Origin of the sequence: Faecalibacterium sp. Marseille-Q0746, assembly GCF_017377595.1 — a bacterium.
GTDB classification, from domain to species: domain Bacteria; phylum Bacillota; class Clostridia; order Oscillospirales; family Ruminococcaceae; genus Faecalibacterium; species Faecalibacterium duncaniae.
In genome coordinates, this window is the sequence record NZ_JAFREI010000024.1 from 17369 (window position 1) to 38680 (window position 21312).

Consider the following 21312-nt stretch of genomic DNA (forward strand, 5'->3'; position numbering starts at 1 on the left):
AAAAATTTCGCGTCCATGATTTTTCTCACTACTGATTCATTTTACACGTCCGGCCAATGTGGGTCAAGTTTTTCGCCCAAAGTGCTGTGCTTTCGCACCCGATTTCGTGGACTATACCAGTTTTTCCGGAAAATTTTGTGCAAAAAGAACGCCGCAGTCCCGGCGTGGGAGCTGCGGCGTTCCGGACAGGATCAATAATTGTGCTTTTTCAGCTCAAAGTAGCTCTGGGGATGTGCGCAGACCGGGCACTTCAGGGGAGCCGACTTGCCGATATAGGTGTAGCCGCAGTTCCGGCACTGCCAGACCTGCTGCTCTTCCCGGGCAAAAACCTTGTTGTTCTTCAGGTTCTCGGCCAGCTCACGGTAGCGCTCCTCGTGCTCTTTCTCGATCTGCGCCACCATGGTGAACAGGGCAGCCAGCTGGGTAAAGCCCTCTTCCTTGGCCTCTGCGGCCATCCGGGGGTACATCTCGGTCCACTCGTCGTGCTCGCCGCCGGCTGCCATTTCCAGGCAGGTCATGGTATCGGGGATGGAGCCGCCGTTCAGGGCCTTGAACCACATCTTGGCGTGCTCCTTCTCGTTGGCAGCCGTCTCCTCAAAGATCGCTGCCAGCTGCTCATAGCCCTCCTTCTTGGCCACGCTGGCGAAGAAGGTATACTTGTTGCGGGCCTGGCTCTCGCCTGCAAAGGCTTCCCACAGGTTTTTCTCGGTCTTGGTACCCTTGAGTTCCATATTCATGCTCTCCCTTTGTTTGTGCGGTGTATCATTTCGCCGCCGGTGACCGCCGGGGCGTTCCTTCTGCACTGATTATACCAGAGTTCCGAATTGAAATCAAGAATAATTCCTATTTATTTTGAGAATATTTCTCAGTTATGCTGTTTCAGGGCGCAGACCGCAATGCTCAAAGCGCTCCATGCCGCCTGATACATCAGGACAGCGGCCACCGACAGGGTGCCGATGCTGCCCGCGTAGGTCAGCAGAACACCGATGACCACCGAGAACCAGACCGAGACCATCTGCACCGTGGTGGCGCTCGTCTCGGCGTTCTGGGCCTTTTCCGCCGCGCGCAGGCCGCCGATCAGGCTGGCAAAGCCCTTATCATGCAGCATACAGCAGCGGGCAGTCTCGTCCGGCTGGGCAGGGGTCAGCGCGCTGCACTGCTCCTGATCCAGCAGAGTGATCATTCCCTCGGGCAGATGGTAAGCCTCGGTGATGTGGCGGGCCGTCAGGCTGGGGTCCTCACAGGTGACCAGCAGGCGGATGTTCTCCCGCTGCAGCACCTCCAGACCGCGGGCGGCGTTGCGGCCGCCCACATAGTGGAGCACGAACATGGCGTGCAGGCTTCCGGAAACAGCCAGATACAGGATCTGCAGCGCGCCGTTCTGGGAGTGCTCATCCTCGTACTCCTGCTCAGGCAGGGGCACGCCCTCCCGCTCCATGTACAGCCGGTTGCCGATGAGCACCCGGTTGTTATCGCACCAGGCGGCAAAGCCAAGGCCGTGGTGGACCTCCAAGTCCTTCACAGGGTACAGGATCTCGGTGCGGTCCTCGATGATCTGGCGGAACAGCCCCCGCAGGGTCTCGCAGCTGTGGTTGAGGATGCTGGCCGCATAGAGGATGGCGCGGTCGATGCGGCCGCCCTTGAAGATGCGGATGTCCTCCAGATTCACGCTGTCGGCGGTAAAGAGCTCGTCGGCATCCACCTGCACAGTGTCCACACCGCCCAGCTCCTCAATGGCAGCCCAGCCGGGCACCACGGCACCGGCGGCGGCTGCGGTCTTTTGCAGGCGCAGAGAAGCGATGCCCGCAACAAGGGTGGAGGACAGCGGTGCACCCATGCAGAGCATGGAGGTCAGGGCTGCGGCCATGCCGTTGGGCCCGCCGCCAAACAGCAGGAACACCAGCCCGCTGAGCACGGCGGCACCCAGCAGGATCAGGGCTGTCTTGCGGGCGCGGCGCTCACTGGCGCGCTCCCCGAAGCTCTGCTCCACCAGCGCCTCGTCCCACTGGACAGGGCGGCTGAGCAGCACCCAGGGATCTTTCTGATCCAGGCTCCGGGCCAGCACCCGGATCAGATCCTTATCCCGGACGCGGAATGCGCCCTGCAGCCCCTCAGGGGATCGGGCGGCAAGGTCATAGCCGTTTCTGACGGCAGTCAGCAGGACACGGCTGCCCAGCAGGGCCAGGAACAGGCCCAGTGCGGCCACGCCGGAAAGCAGCGTCCAGCTGGAGTTCTGATAGCTCTGGGCGTTGAGCAGGGCGACCGCAGCCTGCACCAGCGCACCGCAGGCAGCCAGCGCCGGCATGGTGTCTGCACTGGGGCGGCCCTTGAGGCCCTGCAGGCCATCCCGCAGGACAGGCCAGCCCACAGCCAGCGCACCGGCCAGGAAGAGCAGGTTGGCGGCATAGAACGCCGCCGGGGCGATCACGGGGTCAAGGGAGGCCACAGGGGCCAGCAGCCCCTCGGCAACAAGGCCAAAGTGGAGCAGTACCACGGCAAGGATGCCCTCCAGCACACACCGCAGCGTCAGCTCCGCGCCCATCCGGCGGAGCTTCTCCCCCACCTGCTCGGGCGTTTCCGGCTCGGCTTCCTCTTCAGGCTTCTCCGCAGCCTCCGGCGCGGCAGGGGCCGCTTCCTCAGCGGGCTGGGCCGGGGCTTCCTCTGCCGGGGCGGCAGGCCGGGCGGGTGCTTCGTCCTCTTCCAGTCCCATCAGCGGCAGGCTCATGCTGTCGTCCTTGCTGGGGGCCGTGGTGCGGGTAGGGGCCTGCGGCTCGTTCTCGTCCGCGCCCTTGCCAAAGAACTGGAACGCCGTTTCCGGTTCCGGCTCAACCTCTGGCGCGGCTTCCGGGGCAGACTTTGCATGCTTTACCGACTGATCCTCGGCAAACACCATGGGGATGGCCGGGCCCTCAGGCGCTGCGGGAGCTTCCGGCTCCACGGCCAGCACCTCCTCCACCGGGGCAGGCTTGGGGGTGCCATAGAGCATGGCCTTGAGTTCGGCCATCTCTGCATCCTCCTGCTGCTCCTGCGGGGTCAGGGGTTCCTGGCGGCGGGGCGGCTCCGGCTTTTTCTCGGGCTGGGGTGCGGGCCGGGGCTCCGGCTTCGGCGCTGCGGGGGCTTCCGGCGCGGTGGGCAGAGCCACAGGCTCTGCTTCCTCCAGCTCTCCGGGCTCCAATGCCAGCTCCAGGCCGGCCTCGGCTTCTTCCTCATGGCCCAGCACGATCTCACCCGTGGGCGGCAGCTCATTCTGCACGGCCGGGGCGGCGGCAGGCTCCTCTTTGTCCTTTTCGCGGTGGAAGAGCTTGCCCAGCAGGCTGCCGGTATTCTCCTTTTCCTCATCGCGGCGCTTCATCTCTTCGGGCACCTGTGCCACGCTGGTGCTGAAAAACGTGCGGAACTTCTCGTTCTGCGCATCGATCTCTTCCTGTGTCAGCTCTTTGCGCTTATCATCCTTTGGCATCCTAGTCCCTCCCTGTTCTGGTCACAGCGGTCTGGCCGCTGTTTCTTACTCTGCGGCGCGCTGGCTCTGGATCTCGTACAGGATGATGCCAGCCGCTACCGAGACATTGAAGCTGTCCACACCGGTGCCCTGAGCGGCCATATCCAGCCGCACCACACCATCGCAGAGCTTTTTCACCAGCTGGGATACACCGCTGCCCTCGCTGCCCAGCACCAGTGCGATGGGGCCGGTCAGGTTGTTCTTGCGCAGGGGCACACCGTCCATATCGGCACAGTAGACGAACACCCCCTGATCCTTCAGGCGGCGGATGGTCTCGCCGATGTTGGCCACGCGGGCCACAGGCAGGCGCTCGGCCGCACCGGCGCTGGACTTGATAACGGTGGGGGTCACGGACGCGCCGCCCCGCTTGGGGATGACGATGCCGTGGGCTCCGCACAGCAGAGCAGAGCGCATCACCGCGCCCAGATTATGGGGGTCCTCGATGCCGTCACTCAGCACCAGGAAAGGGGGCTCCCCCTTCTCTCTGGCAACGTTCAGCAGGTCCTCCACGGTCACATATTCGATCTCGCTGGCAAAGGCAGCCACGCCCTGATGGCTCTCGGTGCCGGTCATCAGGCGCAGCTTGTTGGGATGCACCCGCTTGACCGTGGCCCCGGCCTCCTTGGCCATGGCGGTATAGTAAGCTGCCACAGCGGGGGCCATGCCCTCCGCGATCAGCACGGTATCCACGCCGGAACCGCTCTTGAGCAGCTCGGTCACGGGGTTTTTGCCGTAGACCAGGCTCTCATTCTTGGGCTGCTCCTCCGTGCTGCTGCGGCGGGGGCGGCGCGGCATTTTCTGTTCATCCATTGATGTGTTCTCCTTCCATTCTATGGCAAGGCGGGCCGTTTGAGCCGCGCCATGGTTTCGTTCTGTTTCAGTTTTACTATATTTTGACACTGATACATTCTAAAGTATAGCATACCCCGGCATTCTTCGCAATGTTTGCCGAAGGCAAAAGTTTTCCACATTCAGCAGGCTATACAATCGGTAATTCGGCTCAAATTTTTCCACATGTTGAAAATCCGGTGGAAAATGTTCAAAAATCAAGTTTGTACGCCCACTTTCCGGGTGGAATTCCACAGTTTCCACCGAGTTTTCAACCTCTCAGGTTCGACACGCAAACTTTCCGCCGTACTTTTTGTAAAATTCAAGTCGGAATTATGACAATTTTTTGAAGGGAGATCCAGTGGTTTTTGCCAGAATCTCCAACATCAAAATGCCCAATGTGAATTTGTGTTGAAAACGCCGCGGGAACCGCCTTGATTTTATCCTGTAATTGGGGTATACTACCCTTAGGTTCGTTAAAGGATGCGCAATCTTGTATCCAAAACGGCTTTTTCACCCCAAAATGATTTTGCGGAGGTAATGAATAATGTTGGTAAATGCAACCGAAATGCTGATCAAGGCACGCGATGGCCACTACGGTGTGCCCCAGTTCAACATCAACAATCTGGAGTGGACCAAGGCAGTCCTGACCGCCTGCGAGGAAATGAAGAGCCCCGTTATCCTGGGTGTCTCTGAGGGCGCAGGCAAATACATGACCGGTTTCAAGACCGTTGCCGCCATGGTCAGCTCCATGGTGGAGACCATGGGCATCACCGTTCCCGTTGCCCTGCACCTGGACCACGGCACCTACGAAGGCTGCAAGGCCTGCGTTGAGGCTGGCTTCTCCTCCATCATGTTCGACGGCAGCCACTACTCCATCGAGGAGAACGTGGAAAAGACCAAGGAGCTGGTCGCTCTGGCACACTCCAAGGGCCTGAGCATCGAGGCCGAGGTCGGCTCCATCGGCGGCGTTGAGGACGGCGTTGTGGGCGCTGGCGAGATCGCAGACCCCGCCGAGTGCGCAAAGATCACCGATCTGGGCATCGACTTCCTGGCTGCCGGCATCGGCAACATCCACGGCGTTTACCCCGCCAACTGGAAGGGCCTGGACTTTGAGGCTCTGGACCGCATCCACAAGGCTACCAACAACATTCCTCTGGTCCTGCACGGCGGCACCGGCATCCCCGACGAGATGATCCAGAAGGCCATCAGCCTGGGCGTTTCCAAGATCAACATCAACACCGAGTGCCAGCTGGTCTTTGCTGAGGCCACCCGCAAGTACATCGAGGCTGGCAAGGATCAGCAGGGCAAGGGCTTCGACCCCCGCAAGCTGCTGGCTCCCGGCGCTCAGGCCATCGTTGACAAGTGCAAGGAGAAGATCGAGCTGTTCGGCTGCGCAGGCAAGGCCTGAGCCGAAGCGCATCTCCTGAGCACATTCCCGCCCCATAAATGATACTGCCCCGCTGTTCTGTGCATCACAAAACAGCGGGGCATTTTTTTGTAAGCCAATCCGCAAAAAGGGGGCTGCTGCACCGGTTTTTCCGTGTGCCGCAGCCCCTCTTCTTTACTGGTTCAATTTTGCAAACGCTTCCCGCACATCGCCGGAGAAGTAGAGCGTGCCCAGCGCGCACACGGGGCCGGTGCCCCCAAGGGCGACCGCCCGGGCCACACCGGCTTCAATGGTGGGAGCAGGCTCAGCCCTGCCGCCCCGGGCGCGGATCTGTTCGGCCAGCGTCTCAGCGGGCATGGCGCGGGGGGTATGGGCCGCTACGGTGACGAACTGTCCGGCCAGCGGCAGGAGCAGTGCCAGCATCTCGTCCACATCCTTGTCCGCCATGATGCTGAGCAGGAACACGAACTTCTGCCCCGGAAAGCGGTCCCGCAGGCTCTGCACGGTGGCCCGCATTCCGTGGGCGTTGTGGCTGCCATCCAGCAAAAAGACGGGCGAATGCCGCAGCAGCTCGAACCGGCCCGGCCAGCGCACCTGTTCCAGACCAGCACGGATGGCGCTATCCGGGATGTTCCAGCCCCGGCTGCGCAGCACCCGCAGGGCCGTAATGGCCGTGGCGGCGTTCCGGGGCTGATAGCTGCCGATCAGGGGCAGGCGGATGCCGTTCAGGCCGTCAAAATCAAAGGTGACAGCATCCAGATCCCCGTCCTCGATGGTCAACCTGCTGAGATCCACCACGGTCAGCGGCGCGTGCCGCTCTGCCGCCGCACGGGCGATGACGGCATCGGCCTCGGGCACACCGCCATAGCTCACCACCGGACTGCCCGGCTTGATGATGCCCGCCTTGGCCGACGCGATATCGGCCAGGGTGGGGCCCAGCTCCTTCACATGATCCATGCCCAGCGCCGTGATGACCGCGCACTCCGGCGGGTCGATGACGTTGGTGGAATCCAGCGTGCCGCCCAGGCCCACCTCCAGCACCACGATGTCGCATTTCGTCTCAGCGAACCAGAGCATCCCCAATGCCGTGATGATCTCGAACTCGGTGGGGATATCGGTCATGGCATCGGCAGCGGGCTTCACACGCTCCACCAGCCGCACCAGCGCCTCGTCCGGGATCTGTTGGCCGTTTACCTGAATGCGCTCGTTGAATCGGTTGATAAAGGGCGAGGTATACAGGCCCACCCGGTAACCCGCCGCCTGCAGGCAGGAGGCCAGCATGGCCGCCGTGCTGCCCTTGCCGTTGGTGCCCGCCACATGGATGAATTTCAGCTGCTTGTGCGGGTTCCCCAGTGCGGCCAGCAGGGTCCGGGTGCGGGTCAGGCCCGGCTTGTGCCCCGCCCACTGGACGGCGTGGATATAGTTCAGTGCTTCCTCGTAGTTCATTGTGCAATGCCTCGGATCGTTTTGTTTTCCAGCAGCAGGCGCACCAGCACGGTGTTCACCGCCGCCAGGACCAGCGCGTTGGGAATGCGGGTCACCAGCACGCTCCACGGATAGTTATAGAAGAGGTGGAGTGCCAGCGAGTTGATGACAATGGAGCCCACCGCATGGCCGGCAAACACGCTGATCTGGGTGCGCAGGCCCAGCCGCAGGTTGGGCAGGACGCGCCAGAGAAGGCCCGCCGTCAGGCCGATGGAGCCTGCTCCCAGCGTGATCAGCGGATTGATGGCGTAGCCGGAAAGGGTGCCGCCGATCATATCGGCCACCGCACCCACGGCAAAGCCCTCCACCGGCCCGAACAGCACACCGGCCAGCAGGGTGGGCAGGCTGCCCAGGTTGAACCGGACAAAGCCGGTGGAAATGCTCAGCACCCGGGCAAACACGATGCTCATGGCAGTGAGCAGGGCCAGCATGGTGAGCTTGCGGACGGAATTTCTGGAATGGTTCATATCAATTGTCCTCCCCTGTTTCGGGAACCGCGGGGCGGGCAATGCAAAACGCCCTCCCCTGTGACAAACCGCACAAAGGAGGGCGTGATTCAACGGTTCACATCCAGACGGGGCCGCAGACGGCCCCGTCTGCACCCAAGTCCATGCAGCAGCGGGATGCAGGCCATGCACCGCGGGTCTTACCTTCGTCCGCAGCACAACTCCCCGTTGATGCGGCACTTAACGCGCATGGCCTTACTCTGTTGATGGTCTTATTATATGCCTTTTTCCGGCCCATTGCAACCACAACTCCCATCATCTTTCCCAATTCGCGGGGCAGATTTTTGGCGGGGTGCACAATTCCGGCCTACGCAAAAAGCCCTCCGGTGCGTCTCGTCCCGGAGGGCTTTGGGGTACAAAAGTTCTGGTCAATTACTGCACATCGGTCAGCTCAGCCAGCTTGTGGAAGATCTCGGTGTTGTCATACACGCCGCGGAACTTGTCTGCACCCTGACCACGGGCGTAGAGGTTCACCATGGCACCGGTGTGGGCGTAGGTGGTATGATCCACACCGGACTTGTGGTTGATGGTGTGGCAGATGGCCATGCTGAAGGGGATGTAGGTGCCGTACAGCTCATAATCCTGCTGGCTCATCTTGCTCTGGCTGGAAGAGCCGACCTTGAGGGTGCGCTCGTAAGCGGTGCGCAGGTTCTCCACCTCGTAGTCGGTCAGCAGCAGCTTGCCTGCGTTGGCGGCATCGGGGTCGGTGGGCAGGGTCAGGCCGAAGTTTGCCTTCACATCCTGCATGGCAGTCTCGAAAGGAGTCTGATCCCTCACGTAGTTGTTCACATAGGTAGAATCGAACTTTGCGTAGGACATCTTCTGGTGGGCCAGGTTGGTCAGGAAGGTGTCGTAGTTGGTGGTCTTGTAGCCAATGCCCAGGCCGCCGGTCTCGTGGTCAGCGGTCACCAGGATCAGGGTATCATCGGGGTGCTGGGCATAGAACTCCACAGCGGCCTGCACCGCATTGTGCATCTCGATCACATCATGGATAGAGGCAGCGGCATCGTTGGCGTGGCAGGCCCAGTCGATCTTGCCGGACTCCACCATCATAAAGAAGCCGTTGCTGTTGTCCAGCAGCTCAATGCCCTTGCGGACATAGTCGGTCAGCTGCCACTCTCCCGGAGCGGCATCCATGGCGTAGTTCATGGCCTTGCCGTCGGCCAGATTCTCGGCAATGATCAGGGTCTTGCCTGCCCCGGCCTTCAGGGCAGCAGCACCGGCCTGGGTGGTGACAACATTGTAACCGGCCTGTGCAGCCACCTCGTGGTTGTTGGGGCCGGTGCCATCGCCGTTCACCTTCTGGAACTCGCCGCCTGCGAAATACTCAAAGCCGGAGTTTGCCAGCTCCACGCCGATCTGATAGTAGTTTTTGCGGGTCTTCTGGTGTGCATAGAAGGCAGCAGGGGTGGCGTGGTCAATATTCACCGTGGAAACGATGCCAACCTTGTAGCCCTTCTGCTTGTGGAGCTTCTCCGCAATGGTCTCATAGGGCACATCACGGGTCCAGGGGCACATATTGATGACACCGCTCTCGGTCTTTTTGCCGGAGGCGATGGAGGTGGCAGTGGAAGCGGAGTCCGGGCAGAAGGAGGTGCTGTCGTAGGTGGTCACGCTGCCCACCTCCGGGAACTGGGTAAAGCTCAGCTCTGCCTCGGTGATGGCACCGTTGTTGGTGACAGTGCCCTGATAGAACCGGGCAGACTGGATCTGGGCAGTGCCCATGCCATCGCCGATGAACAGGAAGATGTACTTAGGCTTCTTCTGGAACAGGCCAAAGCAGTTCTCCTCGTCAGCTGCGGTGGAAGCGGCCGGAGCGGCAGCGTTTGCAGCCACAGGGGCAGCAGTCATCAGACCGGCGGCAGATGCCACAGCACCCACTTTCAGGAAGCTGCGGCGGGACATTTTATGTTCTTTCATACGATAATTCCTCTCTTATCCTGAGCCCTCCCGGGCCCTGTTGCAATGTTTCTTGGGAACGGTTCTATTGTACCCGTTCGGAGAAAGAGGAGAAACCATGGTAAGGCAAATCTTAGGTAAACCTTGGGCAATGAAAAACAGGCATTGGTAAAAAACAGGTGGTCTTTGTAAAATCGGATTGTTCCTGCCCGCGTCCATTTCACTTCGTCAGGATTCGCCCCGGATCGGTTGCATCCGGTGGGCAAATCGTGTATACTGTAACCCGATTTTTATTTGCGGAGGGAGGGGTGCACATGTCCGTTTTGTGTCTGGGCGAAGTCTGGCTGGAGCTGAACGCCGCCACGGCTCCGGAGCTGACGGAGACATTCCGGGCGCAGACCGGCGGCTGGGGCGCAGGCTTCTGCCGCCAGTACGCCGCATTGGGCGGGCAGGCGGCTCTGCTGGCCCAGCTGGGAGCCGACCCCTTTGGCTGCAAGCTGGCGGCCCGGCTTGCCCGGGATGGCGTGGACTGCTCCCTGCTCTGCTTCACGGATGCCTTCCCCACGCCGGTGGTGTTCACCGGAGCAGACACCGCTCTGCCCTACCGTGCCCACACCGCCGGGCTGGCCCTTGGGCCGGAACAGCTGGAGGCCGCCCCGTTCCGGGGAGCCTCTGCCTTCTGCTTTTCCTCCGCCGGGCTGGTGGACAGCCCCCTGCGGCTGGCCCACCTCGAGGCCCTTGCCGCCGCCCGGGATGCCGGGGCGCTCTGCTGCTATCTTCCCCGGCTGGCGCAGGCCGTGCCCTACTGGCCGCAGCGGGAGGCCCTGTGCCAGACCGCCCTGCAGTTTCTTGACCGGGCAGACGTTCTCTTTTTAGAGGAGAGCGACCTGCTCCTCCTCTTCGGCTCCCGGGAGCTGCGCACAGCTCTGTTTGCCCTGTTCACCGGCCATGTGCAGCTGATCTTTTTCTACAAAAAGGACAGGATTCTCGCCTTTACACGCAGTGTTATGGCTTCTGCCGCAAAAAAAGACCAGAGCCCCGCTCTGGTCTTGTATCGGATGGAAAAGATGGGGATTCATGTAATAGATTTGCCACGGTTAAGGGAGCATGTACTAGGACAGTTACTGAGTAACGATGCAAACACAACGGAATGCCAAGGGCTCCCCTACTAGGGCAACGACGATGACCGCCGCCAGTGGCGGAAACAGGGAGGAGTTGTTGGGGCAGCGGCCAGCAGGACGCGAGTGCAAAACTTTGCACGAAGCGGACGCTGGGAGCCGCAACCCGGACGCTGGCGAGCGAAGCGAGACTGAGAGGTTTAATCCGTAGCCAAACAAAAACAGCCAGCGCCGTGGAAAGGAGGAGAAAGCGGCGCTGGCTGTGTATGAGAACTCCCAAACATTTGCGGCTGTCAGGAGATGGTTGGTAGTCTGTCCACCGCCTTGGCTATTGCCTCGCATCAGCAGGGGACAGTGTTTTTTAAAGGGGCCGCGCCGCCCGGTTTCTGCCGGAGATGCGCGGTTTTCATTGCCTGCATGGCATCTTGGGAGGATGTTTTTCTGTTCCTCCCTGACTGCACCCTTATTGTACAGGATAAAAATGGAGTTTCTTTGTGAGGAATTTGAACAAATTGAAAATAAACGGAGCCGCTGCACATCATTTTGTACAGCGGCTCCGTTTTTTACGCTTTTTCTTTAATTTTCAGCCAGATTACCGGTGTAGAGCTGGTAATACTTGCCCTTCTTGGCGATCAGCTCGTCGTGGCTGCCGCGCTCGATGATGCGGCCCTGCTCCAGAACCACGATGCAGTCTGCATTGCGGACGGTAGACAGACGGTGGGCAATGACAAAGCTGGTGCGACCATACATCAGGCCGTCCATGCCCCGCTGGACCAGTGCCTCAGTGCGGGTATCAATGGAGGAGGTCGCCTCGTCCAGGATCAGCACCGGGGGATCGGCAACCGCGGCGCGGGCAATGGCCAGCAGCTGGCGCTGCCCCTGCGACAGGTTTGCACCGTCGTTGGTCAGCATGGTGTTGTAGCCATCGGGCAGACGCTTGACAAAGCCATCGGCATTGGCCAGCTTTGCGGCGGCAATGCACTCCTCATCGGTGGCATCCAGGCGGCCATAGCGGATGTTCTCCATGACCGTGCCGGTGAACAGGTGGGTATCCTGCAGAACGATGCCCAGAGAGCGGCGCAGGTCGTCCTTTTTGATCTTGCGGATGTTGATGCCATCATACCGGATCTTGCCGTCTGCGATATCGTAGAAGCGGTTGATCAGGTTGGTGATGGTCGTTTTGCCGGCACCGGTGGAGCCGACAAAGGCGATCTTCTGGCCCGGGCGGCCATAGAGGTTGATCCCGTGCAGAACAGTCTTTTCCGGCACATAGCCAAAATCGACATCGGTAAAGGTGATGTCACCCGCCAGCTTGTGGTAGGTGGTGGTGCCGTCGTGGTGGGGATGCTTCCAGGCCCAGATGCCGGTGCGCTCGGTGGTCTCCACCAGCTCGTCATCCTTGCCATACTTGACGTTGACCAGGGTGACATAACCCTCGTCGGTCTCGCTGGTCTCGTCCATCATCTTGAAGATACGCTCCGCACCGGCCAGTGCCATGATCACGCTGTTGGCCTGCATGGACACCTGGCTGATGGGCATATTGAAGCCCTTGTTCAGGCTCAGGAAGGCCATCACGGTACCCAGGGTCATGCCGCCGACATTGCCAACGGCCATGGCTGCGCCTGCCAGAGCACAGACTGCGTAGCTGATATTGCCCAGCTGTGCGGTAACGGGCATGATGATGTTTGCGTAGCTGTTGGCCTGCTCGGCGCTTTCCTTCAGCTTATCGTTCAGCTGCCGGAAGCCATCCAGAGCCTTCTGCTCGTGGGTGAACACCTTGACGACCTTCTGGCCCTCCATCATCTCTTCGATGTAGCCGTTCACCTTGCCCAGATCCTTCTGCTGGGCCACAAAGTACTTGCCGCTCATGGAAGTGATCTTCTTGGAGCAAAACAGCATCAGGGCCACCATCAGCATGGTGACAACGGTGAGCTGCCAGCTCATCAGGCACATACTGATGAACACGGACACGATGGTGATGGCGCTGGACACCAGCTGGGGGATGCTCTGGCTGATCATCTGGCGCAGGGTGTCCACATCGTTGGTGTACACCGACATGATGTCGCCGTGGGGGTGGGAGTCAAAATACCGGATGGGCAGGCTTTCCATGTGGGTGAAAAGCTGGACGCGCAGGTTGCGCAGGGTACCCTGGGTCACATTGACCATGATACGGGCGTTGAGCCATGCGGCCAGCACGCCGATGGCGTAGATGCAGCCAATGCGCACCAGTGCGCCTGCCAGCGGGCCGAAGTCCGGCGTGGCCTGCTTGGTCATGGGGACGATGTAATCATCGATCAGGGTCTTGAGGAAAAGGCTTGCCTGCACATTTGCCAGTGCGCTGACGATGATGCAGATCAGCACAAGGATGCAGTGGGGCAGATAGTGCTTGAACACCTCATCCATGATCCGCTTGAGCAGCTTGCCCGGGTTCTCGACCTTCGGCTTGGGGCCGCCCATCCTACGGGGGCCGGGGCCCTTTACTTCTTTCACCTGTGCCATTACTGCTCACCTCCCTGCTTGTCGAAATCGCCGCCGCCCTGGGTCTGGCTGTTGTAAACTTCCTGATAGATCTTGTTTGTCTTGAGCAGCTCCTCGTGGGTGCCCAGGCCGTTGATCTGGCCGTTGTCCAGCACCAGGATGCGGTCCGCATCCTGCACGGAGGAGATGCGCTGTGCAATGATGATCTTGGTGGTGCCGGGGATCTCCTCCCGGAAGGCCTTGCGGATCTTGGCATCGGTGGCGGTATCCACGGCGCTGGTGCTGTCGTCCAGGATCAGCACCTTGGGCTTGCGCAGCAGCGCACGGGCAATGGTCAGGCGCTGCTTCTGGCCGCCGGACACGTTGGAGCCGCCCTGCTCGATCCAGGTATTGTACTTGTCGGGGAAGCGCTCGATGAACTCATCGGCGCAGGCCAGCCTGGCCACCCGGATGCACTCTTCCTCGCTGGCGTTCTCATCGCCCCAGCGCAGGTTGTCGAGGATGGTGCCGCTGAACAGAACGTTCTTCTGCAGCACCATGGAGACCTCCCGGCGGAGGACATCCAGGCTGTAATCCTTAACGTCCACGCCGCCCACCTTGACAGAACCGGTCTCGGCATCATACAGGCGGGGGATCAGCTGCACCAGGCTGGATTTTGCACTGCCGGTGCCGCCGATGATGCCCAGCGTCTCGCCCGGCCGGATGCTGAAGGTGACATCGTTCAGGACAGGCTGGCCGGAGCCGTGCTTATACTTAAAGGTAACGTGCTCGAACTCGATGCCGCCATCCCTGACCTGCTGCACAGGTGCCTTGGGGGCGGGCAGGTCGGTGGTCTCATCCAGCACTTCCACGATACGGCGGGCAGAAGCGGCGGACATGGCAATCATCACAAAGGCCGTGCTCAGCATCATCAGGGCCATCAGGATGTTCATAATGTAACCGAACAGGGCGTTCAGCTGGCCGGTGGTGATCGCACCGTTCAGGATGTAATGCGCGCCGAACCAGCTCAGGGCAATGTTGCAGCCGTACACAGAGACCAGCATGGCGGGATTGTTGAAGCTCAGGCGGCTCTCGGCGTGGACGAACTGCTTGTACAGGCTCTCGCAGGCCTTGGTGTACTTCTCGTTCTCAAAGTGCTCCCGGACAAAGCTCTTGACCACGCGGATGGCCGAGACATTCTCCTGCACGGAGGCGTTCAGGTTATCGTAGTTCTTGAACACCTTATCAAAGATGCCGAAGGTGGGGACCATAATGCCTGCCAGCACTGCCACCAGGAACACGATCGCCACCAGGAACACCATGGTCAGCGAGCGGCTGATCATGGAGGCCATGATCAGCGCGAAAACCAGATGGACGGGGGCACGCACGCACATGCGCTCGATCATCTGGAACGCGTTCTGCAGGTTGGTCACGTCGGTGGTCATACGGGTGACCAGACCGGCCGTGGAGTACTTGTCGATGTTGGAGAACGAGAAATGCTGGATGTTCTCATACATCGCATCGCGCAGGTTGCCTGCAAAGCCGGTGGATGCCGTGGCGGCAAACCTGCCGGCCAGCACGCCCAGCAGCAGGGCAATGGCCGCCACCAGGAAGGTGAGCAGGCCGTACTTGACAACGGCGTTCATATCGCCCTTTTCAATGCCCTGGTCAATGATAAAGGCCATGATGGTGGGCAGCAGCACATCCATGATGGCTTCCAGAGCAGAGAAGATCGGTGTCAGGATCGCGGCGCGCTTGTACTCGCCCAGATGTGACACAAGTTTTTTGATCATCTGTTGTAATCCTCCTGAAGTTTATTTGCAGGGGTCATTCCAGCCCCTTGCGCAGCTTGTTCAATAACCGCAGAAGCTCTGCGTTTTCCTCTTCCGTCAGCAATCCGGCCACAAACTCATCGGTCTGGTGCAGGGAGAGCATCGTCTTTTCGTGGACGCGGCCTCCCTCTTCCGTCAGGATCAGCCGTTTCAGCCGGGCATCCTGCGGCACGCTCTGGCGCTCGATGTAGCCCTTGCGCTCCATCAGCTGCAGGATGTTCGTCACAGTCGAGCGTGTGATGGAGAACTCCCGCTCGATATCGCGCTGGTACACGGGGTCGTTCTTGTGCCAGTAGAGGTAGCTCATGATCCAGTCGTGCATGGGGGTCACGTTGTCCACGTTGTTCTCCCGATGGAACTGGTTGATCTTGCGGAAGATCAGGTTGTTCACCCGGCGCACCTGTGCCGGGATGACCTGCGGCGGCTCCCATGGAGGATTGCAGCAGGGCTGTTTGTTGCTTTCATCGTGCATAATGGTTTTCCTTTTGAATTGTTTGTGACAGGATTGTTTCCTTTATAACTGTTTGATGCCGTACAATATCATAACGCACGATTCGATCATTGTCAATAGGAGACGCAAAATAAAATCCAGAAGCGCCCCACCGAACGGCAGGGCGCTTCCACTGGGCGCTGATTTTGCTTCTGCTGGCTCAACAGCCCTTGCTTTCTGACCAGAATATGCTTTAATAAAAGCAACTACGGGCACTGCGCCCCCGAATACTGCAAGGAGAACCCTATGGAACAACGGAACACCCGCCTGCGGAACGCGGGCTTCGTCACCTTCTTTTTCAGCGGCATCTGCACCATTTCCAGTGGTGTGGTGGTCAGCCTGCTGCAGGAAGAATACGGCTTTGCCTACGGCATGACCGGCACCCTGCTCAGCCTGCTGAGCATCGGCAACCTGCTGGCGGGCCTGCTGGCCGGTGCGCTGGTGGGAAAAATGGGCATGAAGCCAAGTGTCCTGCTGCTGACCATCGGCTATGCGGTGGGCTACGGCCTGATGGGCCTGACCGGCCTGCCCATTCTGCTGGCGCTGGCCTTCTTCATTGTAGGCATTGCCAAGGGCAGTGTCCTGAACACCTGCACCATCCTTGTCAGCGGCAACTCTGCAGACCGCACCCGGGGCATGAACACCATGCACGCCTGCTACGCCTGCGGTGCCCTGCTCTGCCCCTTTCTGATCTCTGCCGCTGCCAGGGTCAGCACCACGCTGGCCGTGCTGGCGCTGGCAGCGCTGGGTCTGGTGCTCTGGCTGGTATACCTGTTCACCCCCATGGCAGGCCGCGCCAAGGCCAAAGAAGCTGTCACCGATTGGAGCTTTTTGCGCTCCTCCCGCTTCTGGCTGCTCACCGGCCTGCTGTTCTGCCAGAACGCCGCCGAGCAGAGCGTTGTGGGCTGGATGGTCACCTACTTCAAGGACAGCGGCATCATTGCAGGCACGCTGGCGGCCTATACCGTCACCGTGATGTGGGGTGCCACCCTGATCGGCCGCCTGCTCATCGCCTTTGTGTTCCCGCTCCGGCAGCCCCGCAAGGCCATGGTGTTTATGGCGGTTTTCTGCACAGCCTTCTACTTTGCCATGATGCAGACCCACAGCCAGCTGCCTGCCATCCTGCTGCTGTTTGCCTTTGCCTTCTCCATGGCCGGTATGAACCCCACCGCCGTGGCCAGCGCCGGTAAAATGACCACCGTGACCAGCATGGGCATCATGCTGCCGGTGGCATCCAGCGGCGCGATCCTGATGCCCTGGGTCATCGGCAAGGTAGCTGAAAGCGCCGGTCTTGCTGTTGGTATGGCAACCAACATCGTGCCCTGTGTGGGGCTGATCGTCTTTGCAATTCTGGTGTCCAGAATGCGGGAGGAGTAAACCTCTCCTGGCAGGAGAGGCAAGCAGCAGGCGACTGAGCGGTTCATCCCCTCGCCTTTGCGCTGAACTCACACCCACAGTAATCCTGACGGTAAAGCCCGTACTCCTCCGAGAGCTGGAGAGAGCGCAGGTAGCCGTTCTGCTTTTTGAAATCCGAGGGCAGGTGCCTGATGCCGAATTCGGCTTCAAGCTCCTGCCCGATTTGATTGATGCGGGCAGCATCCTTGTGGGGGCTGATGGAGAGCGTGGTGGTGAACCAATCAAAGCCGTGCTCCTTTGCGTACTGTGCCGCCCGGCGCATCCGCAAACGGTAGCAGACGGTGCACCGCCCGCCCCGCTCCGGCTCGTTTTCCAGCCCCTGCACAGCCGTGTAGAACTCCTGCGGGTCGTAGTGGTCCTCGATGACCGTGACCCCCAGCGGGTGCGCCTGCGCCACAAACTTTTTCAGCTCCTCGCCCCGGCGGTAGTATTCTTCGGCAGGCCAGGTGTTGGGGTTATAGTAAAGCACCGTGATCTCAAAATACCGGCACAGCTTTTCCAGCACGGCGCTGGAACAGGGCCCGCAGCAGGCGTGGAGCAGCAGCTTTGGCCGCTGCGGCCCCAGCGTTTTCAACACTTCGTCCATCTGCTGTGCAAAATTCAACTGTTTTGACATCGGTTTCATCCTTTGTTATACTTGCTTTGATTCAAATAGCTCCCTCCTGCTGCCTCGCCAAAAGAGCCGCAGCTGCCGGAAGGGGCATCCCGGTCATATTATATCACATTTTATCTAATAGGAGAACTGCGATGACAAACGAGAAGATTGCCCGCATCAACGAGCTGGCAAAAAAGAGCAAGACCACCGGCCTGACCGATGCCGAAAAGGCAGAGCAGCAGGCCCTGCGGCAGGAGTATGTTGCGGACGTAAAGGCCAGCCTGCGCGCCCAGTTGAACAACACCTCGATCAAAGAGCCGGATGGCACTGTGCACAAGCTGGGGAAGAAGAACTGAAGCAGCATCACGAAGAGGAGTGCCTGGCGGATCATTGAGAGAAAAGTGTTTCTTCCCTCTTTTTTTGTTCCGCGTTTCGTGCTATACTATAATTGTATTGTTGCGGACATTTCCGCGGGCGGTACAGATTCCCAAGGTGGCGTATCCCGGGCAAGGTGCACGGAAAAGGCTGTCTTTTGAAAAAATGATAAAGAGGTCATTTATTATGCTTACTGCAATTACGGGTATCAACTGGGGCGATGAGGGCAAGGGCCGCATGGTCGATCTGATCAGCCAGGAGTATGACATCGTTGCACGGTATCAGGGCGGCAACAACGCAGGCCACACCGTGAAGAACGAGCGCGGCAAGTTCGTGCTGAACCTGCTGCCCTCCGGCATCCTGCGCCCCAACGTTGTCTGCGTGATGGGCAACGGTATGGTCATCGACCCGCACCATCTGGACGGCGAGATCAACAAGCTGCGGGAGCAGGGCATCACCATCACCCCCGATAACCTGAAGATCTCTGACCGGGCCACCATCACCATGCCCTACCATGTCGATCAGGACGGCCTGGAAGAGGCCCGCCTGGCCAAGACCGGCGCACAGTTCGGCTCCACCAAGCGCGGCATCGCCTACACTTACGGTGACAAGTACATGAAGAAGACCCTGCGCATGGGCGACCTGCTCCACCTGGACGACAGCGTGAAGAAGCGCCTGGTGACCATGGTGGATTCCAAGAACCTGGTGATGGAGGGCAGCTACCACTCCGCCCCCATCAGCGTGGACGAGATGTGGGCATGGCTGGAGAAGTATGCCGCTATCTTCAAGGATTACATCTGCGACGTGGGCCAGTATCTGGCTGACGCAGATGCCGCCGGCAAGAAGGTGCTGTTCGAGGCCCAGCTGGGCGCTCTGCGCGACATCGACTTCGGCATCTACCCCTACACCACCTCCTCCAACGTCATCGGCGCTTACGCCCCCATCGGCGCAGGCATCCCGGGCCACAAGCTGACCAACAGCATCGGCGTGATGAAGGCTTACTCCTCCTGCGTGGGCGACGGCCCCTTTGTCACTGAGCTGGCCATGACCGAGGAAGAGAAGCACGCCCTGCGCGAGGCTGGCCACGAGTACGGTGCAGCCACCGGCCGTCCCCGCCGCGTTGGCCCCATCGACCTGGTGGCAAGCCACTACGGCGTGTTCTGCCAGGGCTGCGATGAGGTTGCCCTGACCCTGCTGGACGTGCTGGACTACATGGAGAAGATCCCCATGGTCACCGGCTACAAGCTGACCGACGGCACCATCACCAAGCGCTTCCCCATGGGCATGGCTCTGGACACCGCACAGCCCGTGGTGGAGTATCTGCCCGGCTGGCACTGCGATATCACTGCCGCCCGCAAGTGGGAGGATCTGCCCCAGGAAGCCCGCGATTACGTTGAGTATCTGGAAAAGGCTATTGGCTGCAAGATCACCTACATCTCCGTGGGTGCCGAGCGTGAGGCCTACATCCACCACAACGTCTGATCCGCGCCACAGAACCCGCCGCATTGAAAAGGAAACGTGACTATGTTTGATATCATCACGGACAGCGCCTGTGACCTGACCCCTGAGACGGCCGCAACGCTGAATATTGAGATCATCCCCTTCTATGTCTCGCTGGACGGTGAGCACTACCGCAAGGAAGGCAAGGAGATCGCCGTGCGCGATTTCTACCAGTTCATGGTAGATAACCCTGCGGCCTACCCCAAGACCAGCCTGCCTTCGCTGGAGGATTTTGAAACCGCCTTCCGGGCCCATGCCGAGGCGGGCCGCCCGGTGCTCTGCATCTGCTTTACCAGCAAGATGAGCGGCTGCGTGGGCAGTGCCCGCAACGCCCGGGAGCTGGTGCTGGAGGATTTCCCCGATGCTAAGATCGAGGTCATTGACAGCACCGCCGCCACCGTGACGGAGTCCATCGTGGTGGAAAACGCGGTAGCCATGCGGGATGCAGGCTGTACGCTGGACGAAGCCGTGACCTGGCTGGAAGCGGAAAAGATCACCAACCAGATCTTCTTCACGGTGGGTAATCTGGACTATCTTATCAAGGGCGGGCGCATCGGCAAAGTCACGGGCCGTGCCGCCAACATTCTGGGCATCAAACCCATGATCCTGTTCAAGGAGGGCGAGATCTTCTCCGCTGGCGTGGCCCGCGGCCGCCAGAAGAGCTTTGAGAAGGCCCTCGACCTGCTGATGACCTATCTGGCCGAACACAACGGCACACCCGACGACTACTGCATCACGGTGGGCTACGGCTACGATGCCGACGAGGGCAAGCGGCTCTGGATGCAGACCCGCGCCGCCCTGCGCGCCAAGTACCCCACCTGCGAGTGCAATGTGGTCCTGCTGCAGATCGGCTGCACCATTGCCGTGCACACCGGCCCCTATGCGTTGGGCATGGGCGTGATGCGGCGGTGGAAAAAACAGTAACTCCCTCAGTCGCCTCCGGCGACAGCTCCCTCTAGGAGGGAGCCTTACGGCAGCGAAAAGCCTCCCTCTGAGAGGGAGGTGGCATTGCGTCAGCAATGACGGAGGGAGTTCCCACATAGTAAAAAAGAAGCCCCGACGAATGTCGGGGCTTCTTTTTGTTTTTCAGCCTTGATTTTTACGATGCACGATCACAGAAGACGGTGACACGGGTCTTGCCGCCGTAGGTGCAGGTGTACAGCACCAGGGCGTAGCCGCTGTGTTCCACTTCCTCCACACTGTGGGGGTCAAGCACTTCGACCTTGTTCACGACGTACTCATTCACGATGCCGTCCATATCGGTGAAGATAACGCTGTCCCCCGCTGTGAGGGAGGTCAGCTTGCCGAAATGGCTCTCGTAGTTGTGCGCCGCAATGACCAGATCATCGGTGCGGGAAGAGCCGAACTGGCGGCAGGGGGCGATCTTCAGGCGGGGGTAGCTCCACTCGCTCATCACCGGCAGATCAATGCCGATGGCGGGAATGGAGATCTCACCCACATATTCGTTGCCGTCGATCTCCACCACCGGGAGCTCGGAGTCCAGGGGGCCGCTCTCTGCCTCCGGTTCCGGGGTCTCCACCTTCTGCTGAAGGTCGGCCACCACGGTCTGAGCCTCGGCACCGGCGTGGGCATCCTCGTAGCGGTTGTAGGCGTACAGGCCGCCAGCCGCCAGCAGGAGCACCACACCCAGCACGATGCAGACAAGCCCGGGGGATACTTTACGCATTCTTTTCACGTTTCTTGCTGCGCTCCATCAGGTAGGCACCCACGGCCACCAGCACCAGACCGCTTGCCGTCAGAACAGGTATGGGCCAGTTCAGCTGACCGGTCTGGATCAGTTTGGGACCTTCGGCCGGGCGGGCATCCGCCACCACGCTGGCCGGGGCGGTGGGCTCCGGTGCACTAGGGGTGGTGGTTTCAGTCACGGTCGGGCGGGCATCTGCCGGGGCCGGGTTTTCCGG

At 60.3% G+C, this 21312-nt stretch carries 17 protein-coding genes, 1 pseudogene and 1 riboswitch; of the genes and pseudogenes, 6 read left to right on the forward strand and 12 right to left on the reverse strand.

The annotated features are described in order from the left end of the window. Positions 1 to 191 precede the first annotated feature (191 nt). The 3 genes from rbr to rlmB all read right to left on the reverse strand — a co-directional run bounded on the left by rbr (position 192) and on the right by rlmB (position 4309). The gene (gene rbr, locus J3351_RS12315) at positions 192 to 731 is read right to left on the reverse strand and encodes a rubrerythrin (protein ID WP_097771602.1); all 540 of its coding nucleotides are present in this window, start codon (positions 729 to 731) and stop codon (positions 192 to 194) included. Between the two features lie 134 nt (positions 732 to 865). Continuing rightward, complete coding sequence (locus J3351_RS12320; protein ID WP_207697850.1) at positions 866 to 3460, reverse strand: cell envelope biogenesis protein OmpA; 2595 nt, start codon at positions 3458 to 3460, stop codon at positions 866 to 868. Positions 3461 to 3505: 45 nt separating this feature from the next. Beyond that, complete coding sequence (gene rlmB / locus J3351_RS12325) at positions 3506 to 4309, reverse strand: 23S rRNA (guanosine(2251)-2'-O)-methyltransferase RlmB (RefSeq protein WP_005935208.1); 804 nt, start codon at positions 4307 to 4309, stop codon at positions 3506 to 3508. Positions 4310 to 4874: 565 nt separating this feature from the next. On the opposite strand from rlmB, the gene fba reads away from it, so the two are divergent. Beyond that, positions 4875 to 5738, forward strand: coding sequence for a class II fructose-1,6-bisphosphate aldolase (fba, locus tag J3351_RS12330; RefSeq protein WP_097771599.1), 864 nt, complete (start codon positions 4875 to 4877; stop codon positions 5736 to 5738). Positions 5739 to 5891: 153 nt separating this feature from the next. Here the strand turns inward: fba and J3351_RS12335 are convergent, their stop codons facing one another. From J3351_RS12335 to J3351_RS12345, 3 genes are all read right to left on the reverse strand, one after another. After that, positions 5892 to 7163 carry a folylpolyglutamate synthase/dihydrofolate synthase family protein gene (locus J3351_RS12335; RefSeq protein WP_117534513.1) on the reverse strand — a complete coding sequence of 424 codons (1272 nt, stop codon included), beginning with the start codon at positions 7161 to 7163 and terminating at the stop codon, positions 5892 to 5894. Beyond that, complete coding sequence (locus tag J3351_RS12340) at positions 7160 to 7669, reverse strand: folate family ECF transporter S component (protein ID WP_207684587.1); 510 nt, start codon at positions 7667 to 7669, stop codon at positions 7160 to 7162. Before J3351_RS12340 ends, J3351_RS12335 begins: the two co-directional genes overlap by 4 nt. Before the next feature lie 147 nt (positions 7670 to 7816). After that, a riboswitch (THF riboswitch) is annotated at positions 7817 to 7913 on the reverse strand. A 167-nt stretch (positions 7914 to 8080) separates the two neighbouring features. Continuing rightward, positions 8081 to 9628 carry an alkaline phosphatase gene (locus tag J3351_RS12345; protein WP_207684586.1) on the reverse strand — a complete coding sequence of 516 codons (1548 nt, stop codon included), beginning with the start codon at positions 9626 to 9628 and terminating at the stop codon, positions 8081 to 8083. 293 nt (positions 9629 to 9921) lie between these two features. Between J3351_RS12345 and J3351_RS12350 the strand changes: the two genes are divergently transcribed. Further along, positions 9922 to 10779 carry a PfkB family carbohydrate kinase gene (locus tag J3351_RS12350; RefSeq protein WP_207697851.1) on the forward strand — a complete coding sequence of 286 codons (858 nt, stop codon included), beginning with the start codon at positions 9922 to 9924 and terminating at the stop codon, positions 10777 to 10779. A gap of 522 nt (positions 10780 to 11301) precedes the next feature. Here J3351_RS12350 and J3351_RS12355 read toward each other — a convergent pair. Genes J3351_RS12355 through J3351_RS12365 form a run of 3 tightly spaced genes read right to left on the reverse strand, consistent with a single transcriptional unit; the run spans position 11302 to position 15486 of the window. Continuing rightward, positions 11302 to 13224, reverse strand: coding sequence for an ABC transporter ATP-binding protein (locus J3351_RS12355; RefSeq protein WP_207697852.1), 1923 nt, complete (start codon positions 13222 to 13224; stop codon positions 11302 to 11304). Continuing rightward, positions 13224 to 14975, reverse strand: a complete 1752-nt coding sequence (locus J3351_RS12360) for an ABC transporter ATP-binding protein (RefSeq protein ID WP_207697853.1) — start codon at positions 14973 to 14975, stop codon at positions 13224 to 13226. The genes J3351_RS12355 and J3351_RS12360 overlap by 1 nt, the downstream gene beginning before the upstream one ends. Before the next feature lie 34 nt (positions 14976 to 15009). After that, positions 15010 to 15486 carry a MarR family winged helix-turn-helix transcriptional regulator gene (locus J3351_RS12365; RefSeq protein WP_097773307.1) on the reverse strand — a complete coding sequence of 159 codons (477 nt, stop codon included), beginning with the start codon at positions 15484 to 15486 and terminating at the stop codon, positions 15010 to 15012. A 264-nt stretch (positions 15487 to 15750) separates the two neighbouring features. Between J3351_RS12365 and J3351_RS12370 the strand changes: the two genes are divergently transcribed. After that, positions 15751 to 16881, forward strand: a complete 1131-nt coding sequence (locus J3351_RS12370; protein WP_097773306.1) for a sugar MFS transporter — start codon at positions 15751 to 15753, stop codon at positions 16879 to 16881. A gap of 43 nt (positions 16882 to 16924) precedes the next feature. Here J3351_RS12370 and J3351_RS12375 read toward each other — a convergent pair whose 3' ends face one another. Next, a complete protein-coding gene (locus J3351_RS12375; RefSeq protein ID WP_097773305.1) occupies positions 16925 to 17545 on the reverse strand; it encodes an epoxyqueuosine reductase QueH in 621 nt (206 codons plus the stop codon). A gap of 122 nt (positions 17546 to 17667) precedes the next feature. On the opposite strand from J3351_RS12375, the gene J3351_RS12380 reads away from it, so the two are divergent. From J3351_RS12380 to J3351_RS12390, 3 genes are all read left to right on the forward strand, one after another. Continuing rightward, positions 17668 to 17871, forward strand: a complete 204-nt coding sequence (locus J3351_RS12380) for a DUF896 domain-containing protein (protein WP_005935179.1) — start codon at positions 17668 to 17670, stop codon at positions 17869 to 17871. A gap of 205 nt (positions 17872 to 18076) precedes the next feature. After that, positions 18077 to 19372 carry an adenylosuccinate synthase gene (locus J3351_RS12385; RefSeq protein ID WP_117477134.1) on the forward strand — a complete coding sequence of 432 codons (1296 nt, stop codon included), beginning with the start codon at positions 18077 to 18079 and terminating at the stop codon, positions 19370 to 19372. A 42-nt stretch (positions 19373 to 19414) separates the two neighbouring features. Then, entirely contained in the window at positions 19415 to 20314 is a 900-nt protein-coding gene (locus J3351_RS12390) for a DegV family protein (RefSeq protein ID WP_097771586.1), read from the forward strand. A gap of 175 nt (positions 20315 to 20489) precedes the next feature. On the opposite strand, the gene J3351_RS12395 is transcribed toward J3351_RS12390, so the two are convergent. Both J3351_RS12395 and J3351_RS12400 read right to left on the reverse strand, forming a co-directional pair. Then, complete coding sequence (locus J3351_RS12395) at positions 20490 to 21077, reverse strand: sortase (RefSeq protein WP_207697854.1); 588 nt, start codon at positions 21075 to 21077, stop codon at positions 20490 to 20492. Then, positions 21070 to 21312: pseudogene (locus tag J3351_RS12400) on the reverse strand (hypothetical protein); the annotation flags it as partial. The pseudogene J3351_RS12400 and the gene J3351_RS12395, both read right to left, overlap by 8 nt.

Coding starts and splice junctions, on each gene's coding strand:
- rlmB (WP_005935208.1), bottom strand. CDS start 4,309: ATGGATGAACAGAAAATGCCGCGCCGCCCCCGCCGCAGCAGCACGGAG.
- J3351_RS12345 (WP_207684586.1), bottom strand. CDS start 9,628: ATGAAAGAACATAAAATGTCCCGCCGCAGCTTCCTGAAAGTGGGTGCT.
- J3351_RS12395 (WP_207697854.1), bottom strand. CDS start 21,077: ATGCGTAAAGTATCCCCCGGGCTTGTCTGCATCGTGCTGGGTGTGGTG.
- J3351_RS12385 (WP_117477134.1), top strand. CDS start 18,077: ATGCTTACTGCAATTACGGGTATCAACTGGGGCGATGAGGGCAAGGGC.
- J3351_RS12355 (WP_207697852.1), bottom strand. CDS start 13,224: ATGGCACAGGTGAAAGAAGTAAAGGGCCCCGGCCCCCGTAGGATGGGC.
- J3351_RS12340 (WP_207684587.1), bottom strand. CDS start 7,669: ATGAACCATTCCAGAAATTCCGTCCGCAAGCTCACCATGCTGGCCCTG.
- J3351_RS12335 (WP_117534513.1), bottom strand. CDS start 7,163: ATGAACTACGAGGAAGCACTGAACTATATCCACGCCGTCCAGTGGGCG.
- J3351_RS12375 (WP_097773305.1), bottom strand. CDS start 17,545: ATGAAACCGATGTCAAAACAGTTGAATTTTGCACAGCAGATGGACGAA.
- J3351_RS12350 (WP_207697851.1), top strand. CDS start 9,922: ATGTCCGTTTTGTGTCTGGGCGAAGTCTGGCTGGAGCTGAACGCCGCC.
- J3351_RS12320 (WP_207697850.1), bottom strand. CDS start 3,460: ATGCCAAAGGATGATAAGCGCAAAGAGCTGACACAGGAAGAGATCGAT.
- J3351_RS12380 (WP_005935179.1), top strand. CDS start 17,668: ATGACAAACGAGAAGATTGCCCGCATCAACGAGCTGGCAAAAAAGAGC.
- J3351_RS12360 (WP_207697853.1), bottom strand. CDS start 14,975: ATGATCAAAAAACTTGTGTCACATCTGGGCGAGTACAAGCGCGCCGCG.
- rbr (WP_097771602.1), bottom strand. CDS start 731: ATGGAACTCAAGGGTACCAAGACCGAGAAAAACCTGTGGGAAGCCTTT.
- J3351_RS12370 (WP_097773306.1), top strand. CDS start 15,751: ATGGAACAACGGAACACCCGCCTGCGGAACGCGGGCTTCGTCACCTTC.
- J3351_RS12390 (WP_097771586.1), top strand. CDS start 19,415: ATGTTTGATATCATCACGGACAGCGCCTGTGACCTGACCCCTGAGACG.
- J3351_RS12365 (WP_097773307.1), bottom strand. CDS start 15,486: ATGCACGATGAAAGCAACAAACAGCCCTGCTGCAATCCTCCATGGGAG.
- fba (WP_097771599.1), top strand. CDS start 4,875: ATGTTGGTAAATGCAACCGAAATGCTGATCAAGGCACGCGATGGCCAC.